General features: G+C 69.4%; 18 protein-coding genes, 1 tRNA gene and 1 pseudogene. 8 read left to right on the top strand and 12 right to left on the bottom strand.

The window, feature by feature from the left end:
- The first annotated feature begins 69 nt into the window (after positions 1–69).
- Positions 70–690 (top strand): TetR family transcriptional regulator, encoded by a 621-nt coding sequence (locus ACQEWB_RS20895; protein WP_432833163.1) that lies wholly within the window; start codon positions 70–72, stop codon positions 688–690.
- Here ACQEWB_RS20895 and ACQEWB_RS20900 read toward each other — a convergent pair.
- Together ACQEWB_RS20900 and ACQEWB_RS20905 are read right to left on the bottom strand one after the other, a co-directional pair.
- A complete protein-coding gene (locus ACQEWB_RS20900; RefSeq protein ID WP_432833165.1) occupies positions 648–1,379 on the bottom strand; it encodes an SDR family NAD(P)-dependent oxidoreductase in 732 nt (243 codons plus the stop codon). The genes ACQEWB_RS20895 and ACQEWB_RS20900 overlap by 43 nt on opposite strands.
- Positions 1,380–1,453: 74 nt before the next feature.
- The gene (locus ACQEWB_RS20905; RefSeq protein WP_432833167.1) at positions 1,454–2,377 is read right to left on the bottom strand and encodes an LLM class F420-dependent oxidoreductase; all 924 of its coding nucleotides are present in this window, start codon (positions 2,375–2,377) and stop codon (positions 1,454–1,456) included.
- A 116-nt stretch (positions 2,378–2,493) separates the two neighbouring features.
- Here ACQEWB_RS20905 and ACQEWB_RS20910 point away from each other — a divergent pair, with 116 nt between their 5' ends.
- The 3 genes from ACQEWB_RS20910 (at position 2,494) to ACQEWB_RS20920 (ending at position 6,295) form a co-directional block, all read left to right on the top strand.
- Positions 2,494–2,628 (top strand): hypothetical protein, encoded by a 135-nt coding sequence (locus ACQEWB_RS20910; protein WP_432833169.1) that lies wholly within the window; start codon positions 2,494–2,496, stop codon positions 2,626–2,628.
- Between the two features lie 396 nt (positions 2,629–3,024).
- Positions 3,025–5,259 carry an MMPL family transporter gene (locus ACQEWB_RS20915; RefSeq protein WP_432833171.1) on the top strand — a complete coding sequence of 745 codons (2,235 nt, stop codon included), beginning with the start codon at positions 3,025–3,027 and terminating at the stop codon, positions 5,257–5,259.
- 112 nt (positions 5,260–5,371) lie between these two features.
- Positions 5,372–6,295 (top strand): SGNH/GDSL hydrolase family protein, encoded by a 924-nt coding sequence (locus tag ACQEWB_RS20920; protein WP_432833173.1) that lies wholly within the window; start codon positions 5,372–5,374, stop codon positions 6,293–6,295.
- 4 nt (positions 6,296–6,299) lie between these two features.
- Here the strand turns inward: ACQEWB_RS20920 and ACQEWB_RS20925 are convergent, their stop codons facing one another.
- Positions 6,300–6,953: a response regulator gene (locus ACQEWB_RS20925; protein ID WP_432833175.1), complete on the bottom strand. Its 654-nt coding sequence runs from the start codon at positions 6,951–6,953 to the stop codon at positions 6,300–6,302.
- Positions 6,941–8,128: a sensor histidine kinase gene (locus ACQEWB_RS20930; RefSeq protein WP_432833177.1), complete on the bottom strand. Its 1,188-nt coding sequence runs from the start codon at positions 8,126–8,128 to the stop codon at positions 6,941–6,943. The genes ACQEWB_RS20925 and ACQEWB_RS20930 overlap by 13 nt, the downstream gene beginning before the upstream one ends.
- Before the next feature lie 135 nt (positions 8,129–8,263).
- Here ACQEWB_RS20930 and ACQEWB_RS20935 point away from each other — a divergent pair, with 135 nt between their 5' ends.
- Entirely contained in the window at positions 8,264–8,923 is a 660-nt protein-coding gene (locus tag ACQEWB_RS20935; protein ID WP_432833179.1) for a TetR family transcriptional regulator, read from the top strand.
- A 298-nt stretch (positions 8,924–9,221) separates the two neighbouring features.
- On the opposite strand, the pseudogene ACQEWB_RS20940 reads toward ACQEWB_RS20935, so the two are convergent.
- The 8 genes and pseudogenes from ACQEWB_RS20940 to ACQEWB_RS20975 all read right to left on the bottom strand — a co-directional run.
- A pseudogene (locus tag ACQEWB_RS20940) lies at positions 9,222–9,488 on the bottom strand (SDR family NAD(P)-dependent oxidoreductase); the annotation flags it as partial.
- Positions 9,400–9,744, bottom strand: a complete 345-nt coding sequence (locus tag ACQEWB_RS20945) for an SDR family NAD(P)-dependent oxidoreductase (RefSeq protein ID WP_432833181.1) — start codon at positions 9,742–9,744, stop codon at positions 9,400–9,402. The pseudogene ACQEWB_RS20940 and the gene ACQEWB_RS20945, both read right to left, overlap by 89 nt.
- A 48-nt stretch (positions 9,745–9,792) precedes the next feature.
- Entirely contained in the window at positions 9,793–10,446 is a 654-nt protein-coding gene (locus ACQEWB_RS20950; protein ID WP_432833183.1) for a GtrA family protein, read from the bottom strand.
- 139 nt (positions 10,447–10,585) lie between these two features.
- On the bottom strand, positions 10,586–11,797 hold the full coding sequence (locus ACQEWB_RS20955) for a sensor histidine kinase (protein WP_432833185.1): 1,212 nt from the start codon (positions 11,795–11,797) through the stop codon (positions 10,586–10,588).
- A gap of 97 nt (positions 11,798–11,894) precedes the next feature.
- Complete coding sequence (locus tag ACQEWB_RS20960; protein ID WP_432833187.1) at positions 11,895–12,938, bottom strand: zinc-dependent alcohol dehydrogenase; 1,044 nt, start codon at positions 12,936–12,938, stop codon at positions 11,895–11,897.
- A 55-nt stretch (positions 12,939–12,993) separates the two neighbouring features.
- Entirely contained in the window at positions 12,994–13,587 is a 594-nt protein-coding gene (locus ACQEWB_RS20965) for a hypothetical protein (RefSeq protein ID WP_432833189.1), read from the bottom strand.
- Between the two features lie 236 nt (positions 13,588–13,823).
- Positions 13,824–14,195, bottom strand: a complete 372-nt coding sequence (locus ACQEWB_RS20970; protein ID WP_432833191.1) for a hypothetical protein — start codon at positions 14,193–14,195, stop codon at positions 13,824–13,826.
- Between the two features lie 24 nt (positions 14,196–14,219).
- Entirely contained in the window at positions 14,220–14,990 is a 771-nt protein-coding gene (locus ACQEWB_RS20975) for an SDR family NAD(P)-dependent oxidoreductase (RefSeq protein WP_432833193.1), read from the bottom strand.
- A gap of 1,108 nt (positions 14,991–16,098) precedes the next feature.
- On the opposite strand from ACQEWB_RS20975, the gene ACQEWB_RS20980 reads away from it, so the two are divergent.
- From ACQEWB_RS20980 to ACQEWB_RS20990, 3 genes are all read left to right on the top strand, one after another.
- Positions 16,099–16,171, top strand: a tRNA-Arg gene (locus ACQEWB_RS20980).
- Positions 16,172–17,464: 1,293 nt separating this feature from the next.
- Complete coding sequence (locus tag ACQEWB_RS20985; RefSeq protein WP_432833195.1) at positions 17,465–17,914, top strand: hypothetical protein; 450 nt, start codon at positions 17,465–17,467, stop codon at positions 17,912–17,914.
- A gap of 720 nt (positions 17,915–18,634) precedes the next feature.
- Positions 18,635–19,522, top strand: a complete 888-nt coding sequence (locus ACQEWB_RS20990) for a prohibitin family protein (protein ID WP_432833197.1) — start codon at positions 18,635–18,637, stop codon at positions 19,520–19,522.
- The last annotated feature ends 10 nt before the right edge of the window (positions 19,523–19,532 follow it).

The following is a 19,532-nucleotide window of genomic DNA, read 5'->3' on the forward strand; positions in this document are numbered from 1 at the left end:
ATCAAAGGTGTTGGTGGCTGGCGGCTACGGGACCGCTGCCAACACTGTTGGCAGCCGGAGCCAACACCGTTGACAGAGCGCTTGTCAACAGTGTTGGCTGCGGATGTGCCGGATGCCTCCTCAGCCATGTCGATCACCGCCCGAGAAGCGGTGACACCCACCCAGCGCGCCATCGCGGAGCAGGCGCACCGCCTGTTCCACGAACGCGGCTACTCGGGCGCGTCGATCCGTGACATCGCTTCGGCCGCGGCCGTCGACCCGTCGATCGTCATGCGGCACTTCCACTCGAAGGCGGAGCTGTTCGCAAGGGTGATCGGGTTCGACTCCCACTTCACGCCGCGGCTCGACGGTCCACTCGAAACCCTGGGCGAGCGGCTCGTCGAATATCTCCTGGCCCCTGACCACGCGGAGATGCGACGGACGTTCACGGTCCTCCTGCGCGCCGTGGACCATGAGGCCATCCGGCAGGAACTCGGCCGGGCGATGTCGAGGCTCATGGTGGAAGAGCTCGGCGCACGCCTTGAGGGTGCCGATGCCATGACTCGCGCGTGGCTCGTCTCCGCGCAGCTGATGGGCCTGGTCCAGGCGTGGGACGCCATCGAGCGCGAATCGTCCACGGGTGACGGGCGAACCCGCCTGGTGCGACTCTACGGTCCTGCCGTCCAGCAGCTGATCACTCCGGACCGCTGAACGCGGATGCCGGGCGGCACCGGCTTCCACGTCAGTGCAGTGCCTCGCCGCCGTTGACGAGCAGGGCCTACGCCCTCGGCGACGGCCTGTTCGTGCACCGCCCGCCGGGTGCTCTCCTTGTAGATCCAGCCGGGATGCACGGTGTTCACCCGCACCCCGCTGTCCGCCACGTCCTTGGCGAACGCCTTGGAGACGTGCGCGACCGCCGCCTTCATCGCCGCATAGGACGCCAGCCGCGTGTAGTAGTAGCAGGCCGAGGTGGCGACCAGATTGACCACCGAACCGGCACCCCGGGCCTTCATCCGGGGCAGCACCTCGCGCCCCAGCCGGACCGCGGGCATCAGCACGTTCTCGAAGTGGAAACGCCAGACCTCGTCGTCCTCGTACAACTGCGGCCGGTCGATGTTGGGCCCCACCGTGTTCACCAGCCCGTGAATCGGGCCGAAACCCGACTCGACCTCCTCGACCAGCCCGGCGACCTGCCCGGACTCGGCGAGATCCGCCACGAAACCGGCGGCCCGCACCCCGCGATCGCGCAGCTTGCCGACGAGCTGATCGAGCTGCGCCGGGGACCGGGAAGTCAACGCGAGCGCCGCGCCCTCCTCCGCCAGCAGCTCCGCGGTCGCCGCGCCGACATCCCCCGACGCCCCACAGACGAGGACGACCTTGCCCTGCAGACCCAGATCCATTCGCTGCTCCGTGTTCCTGCGACGTCAGCCGATTATTGAGTATCCTCTATTTCGTTCCGCTGCCCGCTCGCCGCTCAGCGGGCGCGGGCGATCACGTCTCTGCCGTACGCCGCCAGGACCTCGCACGCCTCGGCGACGCCGCGGCCGGAGGTCCGGACGACGAACCAGGTGGCGCCCGCGTCGGTCAACTCGTCCAGATGGCGCCAGTGTTCGTCGTTCGACGCCTGGCTCCGGACGTCCAGGTCGGTCTGCGGCGAGTGCACCTGGATGTCGACCTCGTCCGGGGCCCGGCCGGCGTCCCTGAGCATCTGCCGCAGTTCAGTGACGGCGACCGCCAGTTCCTTGGGGGTCGTCAGAGCGGTGGTGCGCGCGGTCCGGGCCGACTCCTCCCCCATGAGCAGCGGCGCCCACCCCTGCCCCGCACGCGCGACCCGGCGGCGCGAGTTTCGGCCGTTGCCGCCCAGCCACACCGGCGGGTGCGGGAGTTGGACCGGGCCCGGGACACTCTCCTGGCCGCGGGCCGTGAAATGCCGTCCCGCCAGCTCGAAGGCGTCCCCGGCCCACAGTCCGCGCAGCACGTCCAGCGCCTCGTCGAGCAGCGCCCCGCGCTCCTCGAAGTCGACACCGAGTGCGCCGAACTCCGAGCGCAGATAGCCGCCGCCCGCCCCGATCGTGAGCCGGCCGCCGGAGAGCCGGTCCACCGTGGCGACCGCCTTGGCCATCAGGAGCGGATTGCGGTACGGCAGGACCAGGAGGTAGGTCAGCAGCCGGATCCTGGTCGTGGCCGCGGCGCAGAAGGCGAGCGCGGCCAGGGGGTCGAGGCTGGCATGGCCGCCGCTCCCGAGCCACTTGCGAGACGGGGCCGGATGCTCGGTGAACGCGACGGCGTCGAACCCCGCCTCCTCGGCGGCGCGCGCGAACGCCGCCATCCCCTCACCCCCGAGGAGTTCCGGGGCGCAGCCGCGCTGCCCGACGGGGTGTTCGGCGGTGAAACGCACAGGTACTCCTCGATCCCGGAATAAAGTGCATTCAATTACTCGCTTCGATCGACCGTAGCAGGCAGATACCCCATGTGGAACCGGGCTGTTTCAATTGATTACCCTGTATCTCCTGTATGGGAGGAGCCACCACCGCGCTGAGGCCGGACGCCGAGATCCACGACTTCCAACTCACCCACATCCTGCCGCCACTGGCGACCGTCACCTCGGCCGACGAGGTCACCGCCGCCGTCCGGCGGCTGCCGAGCTGAAGGCGGAGGCCATCGCACACGCGCGGCAGCAAACGGCTGGGCAACCGAGGCCACGGGGTCCACAGGACCGCCGGAACAGACCGAGCCCCGCCCCGCCTCCGGGCTTCGAACCGTGAACGCCGGTGGCGCCGCCGACGCCCATGGCCTTCCCGCGTTCGTCTTCCAAGTTACGCGCATGTGTCCTGTTCGCCCCATGGTGTAGCGGGCTACACCATGGGTCCGGGTGAGTGCTCCCTCGTGCCACACAGGCAGCTCGCGGAATCGTGAGGGGTGCAGACAAACGCCTCTCCGAGCCGCTCTGAGCAGCAAGGACTTCCCCCACAGAGGCGGTTCCTCGTCTACCCCCTTCCTTTCTCCCTGAGTTTGCTGAACCGCTGATGTGGAGGCTTCCCAGCCATGGCAACCGTCCTTTATCACCTGGGCCGTGTGGCGTTCCGATGGCGCTGGTTCGTCGCCCTGCTGTGGGTGGCGATACTGGGCACCGTCGGATTCGCCGCCTCCAAGGCGCCCACGCCGGCCGACGAGGGCTTCACCATGCCCGGCATCGAGTCCCAGAAGGCCTTCGACCTGCTGGAGCAGCGCTTCCCGGGGGCCGCGGCGGACGGGGCGAGCGCCCGGATCGTGTTCATCGCCCCGAGCGGCGAGAAGGTCACGGCCGCCGAGAACAAGAAGACCGTCGAGACGCTCGTCGACGAGGCCACCGACGGCTCCCAGGTCGCGACTGTCGCCGATCCCTTCCAGGCGAAGGCCGTCAGCAAGGACGGCAGGACCGCGTACGCGGTCGTCTCGTTCAAGGCGAAGGCCGACGATCTGACCGACGCGAGCAAGACGCATCTTGAGAAGGCCATCGACCAGGCCCGGAAGGCCGGTCTGACGGTAGAGGTCGGCGGGGACGCACTGGCGGCCCAGCCGGCGGCCGGCGGGGCGGGCGAGGCCATCGGCATCGCGGTCGCCGCGGTCGTCCTGCTGATCACCTTCGGCTCGCTGGCCGCCGCCGGACTGCCGCTGATCGCCGCGATCATCGGCGTGGGCGTGAGCATGACCGGAGTGCTGGCCCTGTCCGAGACCCTCGGCCTGTCGGAGAACACCGGCACCCTCGCCACCATGCTCGGCCTGGCCTGCGGCATCGACTACGCCCTGTTCGTCGTCTCCCGCTACCGCGAGGAGCGCGCCAAGGGCCACGCGCCGAGAGAAGCGGCCGGTCTCGCCGTCGGTACCGCCGGCTCGGCGGTCGTCTTCGCCGGCCTCACCGTCGTCATCGCACTGGCCGGTCTGTGGATCGTCGGCATCCCGATGCTCACCAAGATGGGACTGGCCGCCGCGGCCGCGGTGCTCGTCGCCGTCCTCCTCTCCCTCACCCTGGTCCCGGCGATCCTGGGCTTCTGGCCGAACGCGGTGCTCTCCCGCGGCGCCCGCAAGAACTCCCCGCGGTACCTCAAGAAGCAGCGGAACCCCGAGAACGGCGGCTCCCGCTGGGCCCGTGTCGTCGTACGCCACCCACTGCCCGTCCTCCTGCTCGGCGTGGTCGGCCTGGGCGCGGTCGCGGTCCCGGCCATGGACCTCCAACTCGGCATGCCGGGCGACGAGGCCAAGTCCACCTCCACCACCGAGCGGCGCGCCTACGACGCCCTCGCCGAGGGCTTCGGTCCCGGCTTCAACGGGCCGCTGACCGTCGTGGTGGACGCCAAGGGATCGACGGACGCGAAGGCCGCGGTAGCGACGGTCTCCAAGGAGCTGGCCGCCACCGACGGGGTGGTCTCCGTCTCGCCCGCCGGTTTCAACCAGGCCCAGGACACCGCCGTACTGTCCGTCACACCCACCACCGCGCCCACCGACGAGAAGACGAAGGACCTGGTCAAGACCATCCGGGACGAACGGCCCGGCATCGAGGCCAAGGCGGACGGCGCCTCCTTCGAGGTGACGGGCAAGACCGCCCTGGACATCGACGTCGCCCAGAAGGTCCAGGACTCGCTGATCCCCTACCTCGCGGTGGTGGTCGGCCTGGCCATCGTGCTCCTGCTGCTGGTCTTCCGCTCGCTGCTCGTGCCCCTGAAGGCGGCCTTCGGCTTCCTGCTCTCCGTGCTCGCGGCGCTCGGCGCGGTCGTCGCGGTCTTCCAGCAGGGCCACGGCGCCGAACTGCTGGGTGTGAACACCACCGGCCCGATCATGAGCCTGATGCCGATCTTCCTGGTGGGCATCGTCTTCGGACTGGCCATGGACTACGAGGTCTTCCTGGTCTCGCGGATGCGGGAGGCCTACGTCCACGGAGAGGAGCCGAAGCAGGCCGTGGTCTCCGGGTTCCGGCACAGCGCCCGGGTGGTCGTGGCCGCCGCGCTGATCATGATGGCGGTGTTCTCCGGCTTTATCAGCGCGGGCGATTCGATGATCAAGATGATCGGCTTCGGACTCGCGATCGCCGTCTTCTTCGACGCCTTCATCGTGCGCATGGCGATCGTCCCGGCGATCCTCTCCCTGCTCGGCCACAAGGCCTGGTACCTGCCGCGCTGGCTGAACCGGATCCTGCCGAACATCGACGTCGAGGGCGAGAAGCTCAGTCAGAAGGTGCCCGCCCCGGCCCAGTTGACGGTGGTCGACGAGCCGCACACCGCGGAGCCCGCCGCGGCCCACTGAGCCACCGGAGGGGCCGCCCGCTCAAGGCGGCCCCTCCCGCTTTGCCGCTCCCCGGACTCCCCGCGCCGCTCGCCCTGCCGCACAGCCACTTCGATGAGGACAGGACACCTCGATGACGACTCACCTGCGGACTCTCACGACCGGACTCGTGCTCGCCTGCGGCGCGTTGGCCGTCACGGTCGGCGTGGCACGCCACGACGACAGCGACCCGGCCGCCTCGACCACCGCGCTCAAGGGGCCGTACGTGGCGCTCGGCGACTCCTACACCGCCGGCCCGAAGATCCCCGACCAGAACAACGAACCCGCGGGCTGCGACCGCTCCGACCGCAACTACCCCTCCCTCGTCGCCGCCGGACTCGGCCTGAAGGCAGGGGACTTCAAGGACGTCAGCTGCTCCGGAGCCACCCTCGCCGACCTGACCGGGCGGCAGTCCACCGACGACGGCACCAACCCGGCCCAGCTCGCCGCGCTGTCCCACGACACCCGCCTGGTCACGGTCGGGATCGGCGGCAACGACATCGGCTTCGCCTCGATGATCAAGAAATGCGTGGGCATGGGGATGCTGTACGACCTCACGAGCTCGTTCGCGCCCGAGGACGCGCCCTGCGCCCGGAAGTACGGCGCCGGAATAGAGGAGAAGACCGAGGCCGCGGGCAGGAAGCTCGCCAAGACGCTCGACGAGATCGAACGGCGCGCTCCCGAGGCACGGGTGTACGTCGTCGGCTACCCGGCGATCCTGCCGTCGGAGAGCGCCGAGTGCGGCCGGGAGATGTCGCTCGCACCCGGTGACGTGACCTTCCTGCGGAAACAGGAACAGCGGCTCAACGCGATGCTGCGGCAGCGCGCCGAGGCCGCCGGCATGAACTACGTCGACACGTACACGTCGTCCGAGGGCCGGAACGCCTGCTCGGCGGAGGAGACCCGCTGGATCGAACCGCTGATCCCCAGCAGCCCGGCGGCCCCGGTCCACCCGAACGAGCGCGGGGAACGCGGCATGTCCACCGCCGTGCTGCACGCGCTGCGGACGTCGTCGTAGACGCTCAGTCCTGGGGCGCGTGGGTCAGCTGGGCCAGCACGGCGAGGACTCGCCGGTGCCCGCTGTCGCTCGGCGGCAGGCCCAGCTTCAGGAAGACGTTGCCGATGTGTTTGTGGACGGCGCGTTCGGTGACGACCAGGGTCCCCGCGATGGTCGCGTTGTCATGCCCCTCGGCCATGAGCTTCAGGACCTCGCGCTCGCGCGGGGTGAGCGAGTCGAGGGGTGAGTCCTTGCGGCGGGTGAGGAGTTCGGTGACGACCTCGGGGTCCAGCGCCGTGCCCCCGGAGGCGACCCGCTCCAGCGCGTCGAGGAACTCGTCGACCCGCCCCACCCGGTCCTTGAGCAGATAGCCGACCCCGCTGCTGCCACCGCCGAGCAGTTCGGCGGCGTACGACTCCTCGACGTACTGCGAGAGCACCAGCACCGGAAGCCCGGGGATCTCCCTGCGCGCCTCCAGCGCCGCCCGCAGCCCCTCGTCCCGGAAGTCCGGTGGCATGCGTACATCGAGTACGGCGATGTCGGGCCGGTGCTCCAGCAGTGCCGGCAGGGTCTCCGGGCCGGTGCCGGCGACCGCGACGACTTCGTGCCCGGCCGACGTCAGCAGCAGGACCAGGCCCTCGCGCAGGAGGACGTTGTCCTCGGCGATCACCACACGCACGGCAGCTCCGCCTCGATCACGGTCGGCCCCCCGACGGGACTCGACACCTCCATGGACCCGTCGAGCGCGGCGACCCGCCGCCGCATGCCGAGCAGCCCCGAGCCGCCCGCCTCGTCGGCGCCACCGAGGCCCTCGTCCCGGACCCGTATCCGCAGCCCGCGCCGGAACCTGACGAGCCGCACCTCGGCACGGGAGACCCCGCTGTACTTGGCGACGTTGGTCAGCGCTTCGGCCACCACGAAATAGGCGGCCGTCTCCACCGCCGCGGGCGCGCGCACACCATCCTCCAGACCGTCGTCCTCGACCGTCACCCCCAGCCCGCTGCTCGCGGCAAGCGCCCGCACGGCACCGACCAGCCCGCGGTCGCTCAGGATCGGCGGATGGATGCCGCGCACGACCTGGCGCAACTCCGTCAGCGCCTTCTCGGCCTGCTCCTGGGCCTCGTCGAGAAGCCTGAGAGCGGTGTCGTGATCACGTCCGTAGGCGCGCTTGGCGAGCCCGATCCGCATGGACAGCGCCACCAGCTGCGCCTGCGCGCCGTCATGCAGGTCCCGTTCGATACGGCGCAGTTCGGCGCCGTGCGCGGAGATCGCGTCGGCGCGGGTCGCGGCCAACTCCTCGACCCGGGCGGCGAGTTGGGCCTTGGGTGACGGCTTGAGCAGCGCGGTCGACCAGTCGGCCTCCAGATCCGCGATGCGCACGATCAGCGGCAGGACGACCGGCCCCCGGCGCAGCAGCCCGCACCGCACGCCGTCCACGACCAGTCCAACGGGCCACAGCGGCAGGGCGAGGCCGAGCAGGGCGCCGTAGAACCAGTAGGCGACCATCCAGCGCATGTCGACGAGCGTGCCGGGATCGCGTACGGCCGTGACGATCCGCTGCCGCATGGTCCCGGTGATGGGCTGATAGGCCTCGGGGATCTTCACACCGGTCCACCGGGCGGTCAGGCTCCGCTTGGCCCCCGCGATGCGCCGGATGATCAGCACCGTCTCGGGCAGCAGCCAGACGCCCACGACCGCCACCACGCCGATCGCGGTGATCTCCAGCACGGTGATGAAGATCCACATCCCGAACGCCATCGCCGCGGACACGACGAGGTGGACCGTGGCCCACGCCGCACGCTGCACCGACATCCACAGGCCGGTCCCGCCGGCAGTTCTGCTACGGGCAGGCATCCAGCCCGCTCCCTTCACGGTGTGTCGCACCCCATCATGATGCACGTACACGTCTATGAAACCAAGTCTCATATACGTGGCAGTGATCCGCATACGCTCCCATGATTCGATTACGCGTATGAGTACAATTGCTGGATGAGTGAAGCAGCGCACACGTCGTCGAACACTGCGGGGCCGCGCCCGACGGGCACCTCGCGGACGGCCCCTGGGATGACGACCACGCGGGACATCGCGCGGGCCGCCGTACGGGCCCGGCTCGCCGAGGTCGCGTTCGACCTCTTCCGCCGCGAAGGTTTCGACAAGGTCACCGTCATCGAGGTCTCCGCTGCGGCCGGAGTGTCACGCAGCACGTTCCTGCGCTACTTCACGTCCAAGGAGGACGCGATCCTCAGCTCCTTCGACGCACAGGACGAGCTTGCGGAACAGGCCCTGCTGGCGTGTCCCGCGGACCAGGACGACTGGACAGCCCTGCAGCAGGCCATGTCCACGACCCTCGAGCCCTTCCGCCGGGACCAGCGCGAGTTCCTGCCCCTGGCCCGGCTGATCGAGAACACGCCCGCGCTCACGGCCGGCCGCCGCGAGAAGCAGGTCCTCTGGCGCGACGCGCTGGCCCGCGCCCTGACTCGGCGGGCGGGCGGGTCCGCGGCCGAGGAGACGCCGCTGCCCGCACTGGTCCGCGCCGCCGCCGCGATCGAGTGCATGAACATCGCGGTCGCCCAGTGGGCACGATCCGACGGCGACGCCAACCTGGACGACCTCCTGACCGCCGCGTTCGCGGCATTGCGCGAGGACTGACCACGACGGCCCGACGGGCCCCGCCCCACGGCTCCGTGCGCCGCGCCGGGCGTCCCGCCGAACGAGATGGAGCGTGCGGGACCCTCTCCTCGGTTCCCAACCTCAGCCGGGGAGCGGCCGTCACCGGGAAGACGACGGCGGCGGCCTGGTCGTCGGGCCTGGGGATCGAGCAGCCGTTGCGGGCGTGGGCATACGGAGGACTCACACGCGGGGATACGGCGCCGGTGCGGACCGGGACAGCGGCCTCGGCGGCGCCCGTGATGACGGCGTTCGTGCGGATGCCGTGGCCGCTGTGCATCACGGCGAGTGACCGCACCAGCCCGACGACGCCATGCGCCGCGGCGGTAAGAGCGGCACCTGCCGCGCCGCCGCCGAGGCCGGCCGCGGAACCGGTGAAGACGATCGCGCCGCCCTCCCTCGCGATCATGTGCGGCAGCGCGGCCCGGGTCAGCACGAAGGGCGCGGTCGGACCGGTGTCAAGGACACGTCGCCACTCGGGGTCGCCGGTGTCGGCCGGGGCCTCCCATCCGTCCCTGACCTGCTCGCAGTGCGCGAGGACGTCCAGACCCGCCGAACGCGCCCACCGCGGTGCCGACGATCTCGTCCACCACGTTCGGATCACCGAGATCACCCACGACGGCACGGACGGTCCCACCCGCGTACTCGATCGTCTTCACCACGTGCCGGACGGACTCCTGCCTCCGATCGGCGACCAGGACTTTCGCTCCCTCCTCCGCGAACTGCAGCGCCGCGGCCCGCCCGACGCCGGAGCCCGCCCCCGTGACAATCACGCCGCGCCCCTCGAACTCGTTGCCGCTCATGTCAGCCGTGCTTCCTTTCCCTTTGCCGTGTCCGGCATTGACGGTTCGTCAGATCCCGGCCGGCAGAACGCGCCACGAACCGGCCGGTGCGGGTGCAGTGGTCGAAACCGGTGATGGCGAGGTGGCCCGGCCGACCGGGCTTCCGGCGTACGACAGCGCCGGGACAACGGCCCCGCGGGATCGGCCGGTCATGGTGCGCCGCCCACCGGCATACCCGCGGTCGGCGAAGACGAACAGGCGCAGTACGAGAAAGCGCCCGATCCCGGCCAGCCCGGAGGCGCCGAGGTAGACGACCTGCTGCCACATCACCCCGGGGGACGGCTGCACGGCATGCAGCACGAGCATCGCGGCGCAGGTCATCGCGTAGGCGGCCGTCGCCGATCCGGCGGACTGCCAGTGCTGCCGCCGTCCGGCCCGCTGTCCCGTCCCGAAAGTGAAGCGCGCGTGCAACTCCGTGCACAGCAGGGTCGATACGACGGTGATCACCGCGTTCGCCACCACCCAGGGCATCAGCAGCGCGAGCGCCGTCACGGCCGGGCCACAGGCGAGTCCGACGCCACCGCCGCACCCCACGAACCTGACGAAGGAGGCGAACGGCCCAGGAGCGGTCGGCTGCTGACGCGTGTCCGCCCCGGTCTCCCGCCGCTCCGTGCCCCGCGCCGCGAGTTCCGTTCCCGGCTTGGAGGAGAGCGGCGGTGTCATGGCGGGTTCCTTCCGGCGGGAGAACTGCGGACCTGAGTGATCGGCTGGTTCCAACGATCTCGCCGCACGCTCGCCGGCACGAGGACGCGCACTCCCCGAGTGAGGGTGTAGCGGGCTCCACCGTGGGCAAGGAGGTCGTTCACTTCTCCATGGGCATGCCAATAGCCTCCGACAACAGGGGCAGCTCCGCGACAACCTCGAACCCGCCCTGCGGCCGGGGGCCCGCGTGGAGACTGCCCTCGACGGAGCGGGCCCGCTCCCGCATGCCGATGATGCCGAAACCACCGTTCCGGCCAGGGGAGTTGGGACGAGGCCTGCTTCGGTCGTTGGTGACACTGATGGTCAGCAGGTCGTGGGCATAGGCGAGCCGGACCTCGGCACGACGGCCGGAGCCGTGCTTGGTGACGTTCGTGAGCGCCTCCTGCACGATGCGGTACGCGGCCAGATCGGCGCCGGCGGTGAGCGGCCGCGACGGTCCCTCCTCCGTGACCAGGACCGCGAGTCCGGCCCCCGCGAAGGAAGCGGCCAGGTCGGGGAGGCGGGCGACTCCCGGGATGGCCGCCTCGCGTACCTCCGCCTCCGGACCGTCCGACTCGCGCAGCAGTCCCACGGTGGCCTTGAGCTCGCGCAGCGCCGCCGCGGTGGTGCCCGTGAGTTCGGCCACCAACCGCTCGGCCTCGTCGGGCCGGGTGTGCAGAAAACGGGCGACGGCATCAGCCTGGATCTTGGCCAGGACCAGGTGGTGGGCCACCACGTCGTGCAGATCCCGGGCGACGCGCAGACGCTCCTCGGTGACCCGGTTGCGCGCCTCCTCCTCACGGGTGCGTTCGGCATGCTCGGCACGGGCCCGCACCGCTTGCACACAGGCCCGGTGCAATCGGTTGGTGGTGCCGAGGGAGGTGGGCAGCAGCAGCCAGAAGGCAGGACTGAGCAGTTCCAGGACATCGGGGAAGCCGACCGGGCCGACGATCAGCGCCGTGTAGGTCAGCAGCACAACGCCGGTGAACGCGAAGGCGTTCGCGGTCCTTCGGCCGGTGCGGACGGCCAGCGCGTAGAACGCGACCATCAGGGGCCCCAGCAGGAGGGGTGTGACGAGGTAGCCGAGCGCGACCGCGGCGATGGCGCAGCCGAGGGCCACGGCCGCCGCCGTACGGGGGCGGGCACGGCGTGACAGCAGGGCGACGCAGGAGACGCCGGACAGTAGGAGGCCCAGCCACCAGGGGACGGTGGGGTCGTGTCCCTGGAACGTGATGGTGCCGGCGGGATAGGAGCAGGCGAGGAGAAGGGTGACGAGCGTCGTGTCGACGATGCGGGGGTGACGTAGCAGAAAGCGGTTCAGGTTGTCGATCATGGCGTGGGTTTCTGTGCGGCAGGGGGACCGCGAGCGTGCGGACCTGCGGTCGGCACCAGGGCCCGCGGGCGTTTCCCCGGGGCCGTACGCTGCTCGCCTAGTCGTCGAAGGTGACGACGACCTTCTCGGCGGCCCCCGGGGCGAGCGCCAGCTTGAAAGCGTGCTTGGCCTCGTCGAACGGGACACGATGGCTGATCAGCTTCTCGAACCGCTCGTGGTGCTCGGCGAGTTCGGGGGTGACCTCGAAGATCTCGGTGGGATAGCCCTGGGAGGCGACAAGGGTCAGCTCACTGCGCAGGACTCCGCCGAGGTCGATGTCGGCGCCCTTCTTCTGTACGGCGACCATGACCAGCTTGGCATGCCATTTGGCGCCCGCGATCACGGTGTTGAAGACCGCCGGAACACCGGCGGCGTCGATGTAGATGTCGGTGCCGGGGCGGGGCTGACCCAGCGCGTTGGCGGCCTGGCCGTGCAGTTCGGTCAGCCGGGCGACCACGTCCTCCTCGGCCGAGTTGACGACCGCGTCCGCCCCCACGGCCAACGCCTTCTTCAGCCGGGACGGGATGACGTCCGCGACGACGACGTGCCGGACCCCGCGCAGCTTCAGCCAGATCGCCACGCCCAGGCCGATGGGCCCGGCGCCGAAGACGACCACCTTGTCCCCGGGCTTCGCCGCGGAGCGGTTGACGGCGTGCCGGGCCACGGCCATCGGCTCGTTCAGCGCGGCGACCGCGAAGGGCAGATGGTCGGGGAAGACCGCCAGGTTCCGGCCCACCGCCGCGTTCTCGACGAGCACGTACTCGCTCATGGCGCCCTGCGCGCCGCCGCAGCCGATGAGGCCGGAGGGGTGGCCGGTCGGGTCGATCACGACACGGTCCCCGGCCTTCAGTCCCTTGACCTCGGCGCCGACCTCGACCACCTCACCGGCCGGTTCGTGCCCCAGGGGCACCGGGACGATCTCCCCGCCCAGGTGCGCGCGGGCGGGCATGCCGCCCGCGTGCAGGAAGCCCACGTCGGTGCCGCAGATGCCGCAGGCTCGGATGCGTACCAGGGCGTCATGGGGGCCGGGAAGGGGCCGTTCGACGTCCACCACCTCGACCTCGTCTACACCGCTGGTCCGGAGGGACTTCATCGTGGCCATGGAGGGGTTCGCTTTCTCTCGTTCGCTGGTTCTCCGGGGGGCAGGTGCTGTCCGTTCACACCCAGTGGGTGTCGTCCCCCGGCCGGTTCGCGGTCCCGCGGTACGGCTGCCGGTACTGGGTGGGGTCGCCGTAGGCCGGCTGCCGGTACGGCCCCGGGTAAGCGGGCTCCTGGTACGGGCCGGCATGGACCGGCTGCGGATACTGGGCCTCAGCCTCATGGCCGAACTGCTGGTAGGGAGCCTCGTGCACCGGCTCCTGGGGGGTTGCCCGGCCTGCGTTGCGGTAGTTCGACACGAGGCCGCCCGCCGCTCCCAGCGACACCAGGCCCATACCGGCGGCGGTCGCGATGCCCTTGGCGCCGTCCATCGTGAAGTAGGAGATCGCGGCCACACCGGCGTTGAACAGGAACAGGAACCAGAGCACCGGCCGCGACGACATGAACGCCTTGATCTTCGGCTTCTTCGTGATCTTCGAACCCGTGAACAGCGAGACGGCGATACCGCCGAACGTCGCCACGGTCTTCGCCGTCCCGTCCAGGACCGCACCCGCCCCACCCATGCTCGCGGCCAGGCCGACCACGAAGAACGACCAGAGGAACAGATCGGAGATGAACGACTTCACGCGGGCCAGGGGCGACATCGACGGCATGGGATTTCCTTCGGGACGGGGAGCTGACGGAGAGCCTCGGCGCTCTCGGAATCTCTGTCCTCTACGATTCCGTCGCCCGCCCGGCGCCACGAGGTAGCGAGCTCCCGAGCCGATGGTGTAGCCCGCTACACCAGCTGTCGGCGCTGCGGGCCAAGGGCGAAGCCAGAACCATCAAGCGGAACGGGGCCGGAGTGTTCCGGCCCCGCGGTTGGCCCCTGTTGCCCCCTGCGCGCGCGTCAGGCCCGCTCGGTACGCCGTTTGCCTCTCGTCTGGAGCAGGCCGGCACCCGCCCCCAGCGAGACCACTCCCATGCCGATCGCCATACCGATCCCCTTGGCGCCTCCGATGGCGAAGGGCGCGATCGCGGCCACGGCGAGGTTGAACAGGAACAGGAACCACAGCACCGGGGGCGAGCCGAGGAACGACTTCAGGGGCTCCCGCCGGAACAGGGTGACGCCCGCCACGAGGGAGAGAACCGCCGCTCCGATGGTGGCCGCGGTCTTCTGCGTACCTTCGAGATCACCGAGAACAGGGCCGGGGGCCAGCGTGGCGGACAGCCCGGCCAGGAACAGAACGGTCAGGACCGTCCAGGAGAGGAAGGACTTCATGGGACTCTTCTTTCTCTGAACGGGTCAGCCGCGCAGGTGCATGCCGCCGCAGATCGACCAGACCTGGCCGTTGATCCACTCGCCGTCGTCGGAGAAGAGGAAGGCGGCGATGCCGGCCATGTCCTCGGTCCTGCCGAGGCGCGGGCTGAGGGCCGCGGCGAGGGCCTGGGCCTGCATCTCCTTGTTGGCCTGCCGGATCTGAGTCTCACCCATGACCAGGCCCGGCGCGAGCCCGTTGCAGCGGATGCCCTCCTTGCCCCAGCGGGTCGCGATGTGCCGGGTCAGCGCGTTGACGCCCGCCTTCGACGCCGAGTACGCGGGCCGTACCCGCGCACCGCTCCAGCCCGCGCCTGAGGACGTGTTGACGATCGCGCCGCCGCCCGCCTCCAGGATGTGCGGGATGGCCGCCTTGGCGGCGAGGGCGTAGCCCGTCAGGTTCACCCCCAGCGTGCGCTCCCACACCCCCAGATCCATCTCCAGAAGGTCCAGGTCACGGCCGAGATTGGCGTCGGACACGTCGGCACCGACGTTGAACAGCCCGTCGACACCGCCCAGTTCGGACACGGCACCGTCGATCAGCGCCTGGATGGACCCCTCGTCGGACAGATCGAACGCGGCCGGTATCGCCACGCCGCCGTTCTCCGACGCCCGTTTGGCTGTTGCCTCCGCGCCCGCGACGTTGATGTCACCGACGACGACCGAGGCACCTTCCTCGACCAGCCGCTCAACCGTCGCAGCCCCGATCCCGGTGGCTCCACCGGCGACGACGATGCGCTTGCCCTTCAGTCCCCTCATGGCCTACTCCTCAACCTGTATGTGATGCACGTGCACGCTCATGAGACTGAGTCTCACACGCACGACAATGCTCCGCAAGCGTGTACACGCCTCACTTGAGGAATGCGTACGCATGAGTAACACCAAGGGAAACGGCGGGTGCACGGGCGGTCGGGGCAGCCGTGGACTGGGGCAAGCGGGACATCGCACGGGCCGCCGCACGAGCCGCCGTACGCGCCCGGCTCACCCAAGCGGCGTTCGATGCCTTCCGCCGGGGCTTTCGAGCGGGTCCACGCCGTTGCTCTGCGGCAGGTCGTCGCTGCCCGGCAGGGCCCGCAAGCTCGTTCGCGTGTCGAAGGAACTGGATATCGCGTCCGCCAGCCCCCTTCAACGGACACGGGGAAACTCTTCGCCCTGCGGCTCGCGGGCTTCATCCCCTGTAGAGCAGGAGCAGCTTCCGGTGGAAGGCCGACCGCAGGACCGGCGCTCCGGTGACCTGGGACGACATGCGGCCTGTTGCCGGCGTTGGATGCCGTTGCTCGGCGGCCCGTCGCCTCCTGTCGAGGGCGGACGGCCGCCGCCTGGGGCCGCAGTGCCGACTGTGCACCGTCCCTCGAAGGATCAGGATCCATCCCCGAACGTGACCCTGTCGGGGATCTTGCTCCCGGGTCAGCCACCCGGGGCCCGCCAGGGCTTTGGCCGGGGTATCTCGCGCTGGTCAAGGTGGTGCTGGAAGGGTCACGGTCCGTTCCGTGACCGCCGGCCTCCGACCTCCGACCTCACCCTTCGGGACACCCCAGTCGACGACTCGCAGTCCGGCTCGCTTCAACTGCCCCTCTGTGAGATCGAGTTGTTGTATCGGGATCTTTCCATGCCGCGTGAGCGAGAAACTGGCCACCCCTGCATAGAAAACCGCAGCTCAAGACCTTCACAACACCGCACCCCCCGTACTCCACACCTCCGCTCCGCCGCGATCCGCTAGGCTGTTCACGTCAGCGGCCAGGTCGCGCCGGATGCCTGCCCGGGAAACCGAAGCGAGCACCAGCGCACCCCCACTGACCAGCGGGCTTGTACACCGAGGCCGAAGATCCACTCGCTGGGTTTTCTCCAAGGTTTTCTACAAGCCCCGGCCTTCGTAGCTCAGGGGATAGAGCACCGCTCTCCTAAAGCGGGTGTCGCAGGTTCGAATCCTGCCGGGGGCACACGACTAAGGGCCAGTTCAGGGGCATGATCCCTTCGAACTGGCCCTTTGCCATGATCACGGACGTGCCACACCCGTGCCAGAAATGCCACTACGGTGCCACATCACCACGCTCCTTACGGATCATCAAGCCCCGCCGTTCCGGCGGGGGAGGGGTGACCCCGTTCCACCACGGCCCCCATGATCCAACGAAGCCCAAGCCGTCGCGCACCTTGGAATAACAGGACTCGACAGCTCACCCATGGGAACCTCAGCTCTCCCATGCTTCACATGCCCCCAGGGCGGCAGCCTCCGTCCCCGGCGGTCACGGTCCCACGGCGCCATGGCTCTTGGGTCGGGGGTCTCTTGCCTTCGGTATCCGGTCGCGCTGTCCCTTCCGGCTTCCGACCGTCGCTGCGTTGATCACACCCCACCGGCCCCCACGGGGCCGGCGCGGGCTCGGGGCTTCGCTCCATGCCTTCGGCACCGCGCCGCCCCGGCCCCGGCCCCGCGCCACACGATGCCCCGGGATGATCACGCTTCACACTCCGATCCCCGCCGAGGGCCGATGCACCGGACCGATCCCGATTCCCCACCCCTTGATCCACGCCACCAGGCCCGCCCCTGGGGGAAGACGGCATTGCCCACAGGCCCGCACGCACGGTGCCGCCACGGACCAACAGACGCTTTGTGCTCCACAAGCAGGTGCGCGACGGCTTGGGCTTCGTTGGATCACGCGGGCCGTGGTGGGCGGGATCGTGGGTGGCTGGGGCGATCAACTCCGCGACTTTAGCCAGCCACTTTGGGGGAGCCTCGAAGATCATGGCCCCAACGTCGTGCTTTAACGGGCAGGTCAACAGACTGCCGGACGCGCCGGAAGCTTACGGGGCCATGATCACTCCCCCCAAAGCAGCTCCCGGCCAAAGTCGCTCCGTTGATCGCGTGTGAACTGACCCGCCGAGTATCATCCGTGACGGCCCATCATTCTCCGGCCAGAGAACGATGAGCCCGCTCTGTCAGCGTGTGACCAGGGCGAGGATGTTAACGATCAGCGAGCAAGCACTGATCGCTACGGCGAGTCGAACCACAGCAACCTCCTTTCATACTGATCATTCTCAGCGCAAGCCGATCCGACTGCGGTACAGCAGAGGAGCACAGCAACCGTGTCGACCTCAGGTGACCTTCTCCAACCGTTAGCATCCGTGTGACCAGGACGGATGACCGCAGCGACCTACCCGCCCGTAGTTCGCATCGAGGGGCACGTGGAAGCCCGACCGTCGTGGCGGTGTCAGTCCTACCGTGCACAATGCCGTCCATGAGTGAGCGCTACGAGGTCGTCCTTTCCTGCTACTTGCGCGACGACACCCCCGAATGGGTCATGGCCGCTCTGCGGTGGCACTTGGGCATGGACGCCGAGTTCCCCGAAGGTCTCGACGACCAAGACGAGTATCTGTACCCACTGCTCGTCCCGGACAATTACGAGAACCGTCGGATGCCCGGTGGAGACGTCGTGTCTCTGCGCCGCGAGGTGCAAGAGTTCACGAGTTCCGGGGAGAGGCACGAATGGGAACTTTTTGCACGCAACCAGTGGATCGACGACTCCATGCTCTACCTCCGGGGACTGTTGGACCTGCTCGCCCCACACATCGCGCAGCCCGGCTACGGAGGCCATTTCCGGCACATATCCGACACTGATGTGACTATCTTCGACTTCCGCGATGGAGCGTACGAGCCCATCAAGATATGGGGTGTCGACCCACGGTGACCGGACGGCAAAGGGTTCGCGCGCCGCGCGCCCCTTTGGAGGCAGCCAGCGGAGAATCACGGCGCGGCCGCTCCAGGACGAAGAGCGGTCGTGCCACATCCGTGCCAGAACGGGCCGGGAATCGCGGGGAATCGGGGTACGCCGAGGCTCGTGCCCCCAGACTCTGCTCAGGGCGGGGAGCCCGCAGGTCACAGCACAAGTCGCCCCACCTCGCTCCTAAAGCGAGTGTCGCGGGGAGGCGCTTTAGTCCCCGATGGGAACCTGCGTCAATCGCGCCGCTGGGATTTTCGGACCGCTCAGGCGATGTTCGGGCGTCGGGGGAAACGCCTGGCCGCCCGCTCACGTAGCAACATGTACTGCGGCAGCCCGAGGCGAGACCGTCACCGTCACCAAGAACGGCACCCCCGTCGCCAGGGTCGTCGCGACAAACGACACCGAGGTGCCCCCTACCCGAACCCGACAGACGCCATGGGCGACCTCGACCTTCCCGACCTGGGCCTGCCCGACCTCGACGCCAACGAGATCGAGGACACCCTCAAGGGGATGGTGCGTGAGCCTGAGCGCGGCGATCGCGGTCGCCGAAGGCTACGCCGACGCCTACCGCACCGACGCCCTCCTTCCCGAAGATCTGTAGTCACGGCGGCCCGACGGTCAAGATCGCTACGATGCGCCGGATCGCGCCCGTAGCGGCGCGACTTCGTGTCCCGAGGGGGGATTTCCGTGTTCGTACTCGCCATCCTGCTGCTCATAGCGGCCGTCGCACTCTTTCTCGTCGGTCGTGCCCGCAGCTCCGGTCAGTGGAAGCTCGGGGCGGCCCTCAGCGCCGTCGCCGGTGTGCTGGCAGGTGTCTTCTCCTGCATCCACGTCGTGAGCGCCTACGAGGTCGGCGTGCCCGTGACCTTCGGCAAGATCGGCACGCCGATGAGCTCCGGCATCAACTTCAAGTCGCCGTTCGGCGACGTCACTTCCTTCTCCACCCGGCCGGTGGACCTCGATCTCAACGGCAAGGACGTGGTCGAGGTCCGCTCGTCGCAGGGCGGTGTGCTCTACGCCGACGTCACCATCAAGTGGGCCGTCATACCGGGCAAGGCCGTCGAGCTGTACCGGCTGGCCGGCAGCGAGGAGGCCGTCCAGGAGCGGCTGGTGCTCCCGGACAGCCGCGAGATCATCCGCAACGTCTTCGCGAAGCACACCAGCGAGGAAGGCTATGCCTCCGCCCGTGAGCAGATCGGCTCGGAGATCGAGGCGCTCATCAAGAAGCGCCTGGCCCCGCGCGGGATCGACATCACCGCTGTCAACCTGCGCAACGTGAAGCCGTCGGACAAGCTGCAGGACCAGATCGACAAGAAGATCCAGCAGGAACAGGCCACCGAGCGTTCCACGGAGGCGGCCAAGACGGCCAAGGCCGAGGCGGAACGCAAGCGGATCGAGGCGGAAGGCATCGCCCGCGCCAACGAGATCATCGAGAAGTCGCTGAGCGACAAGGTGCTGTACAACCAGTGCCTGGAGGCGTACAAGGAAGCCGCCAAGGCCAACCCGGTCTACGCGGTACCGTGCGGCACCAGCTCGAGCGGCACACCGGTCATCGTGGACGGCACCAAGAACTGACGGGGCGCCG

Origin of the sequence: Streptomyces sp. CA-249302 (assembly GCF_050936785.1) — a bacterium.
Classification (GTDB): Bacteria; Actinomycetota; Actinomycetes; order Streptomycetales; family Streptomycetaceae; genus Streptomyces.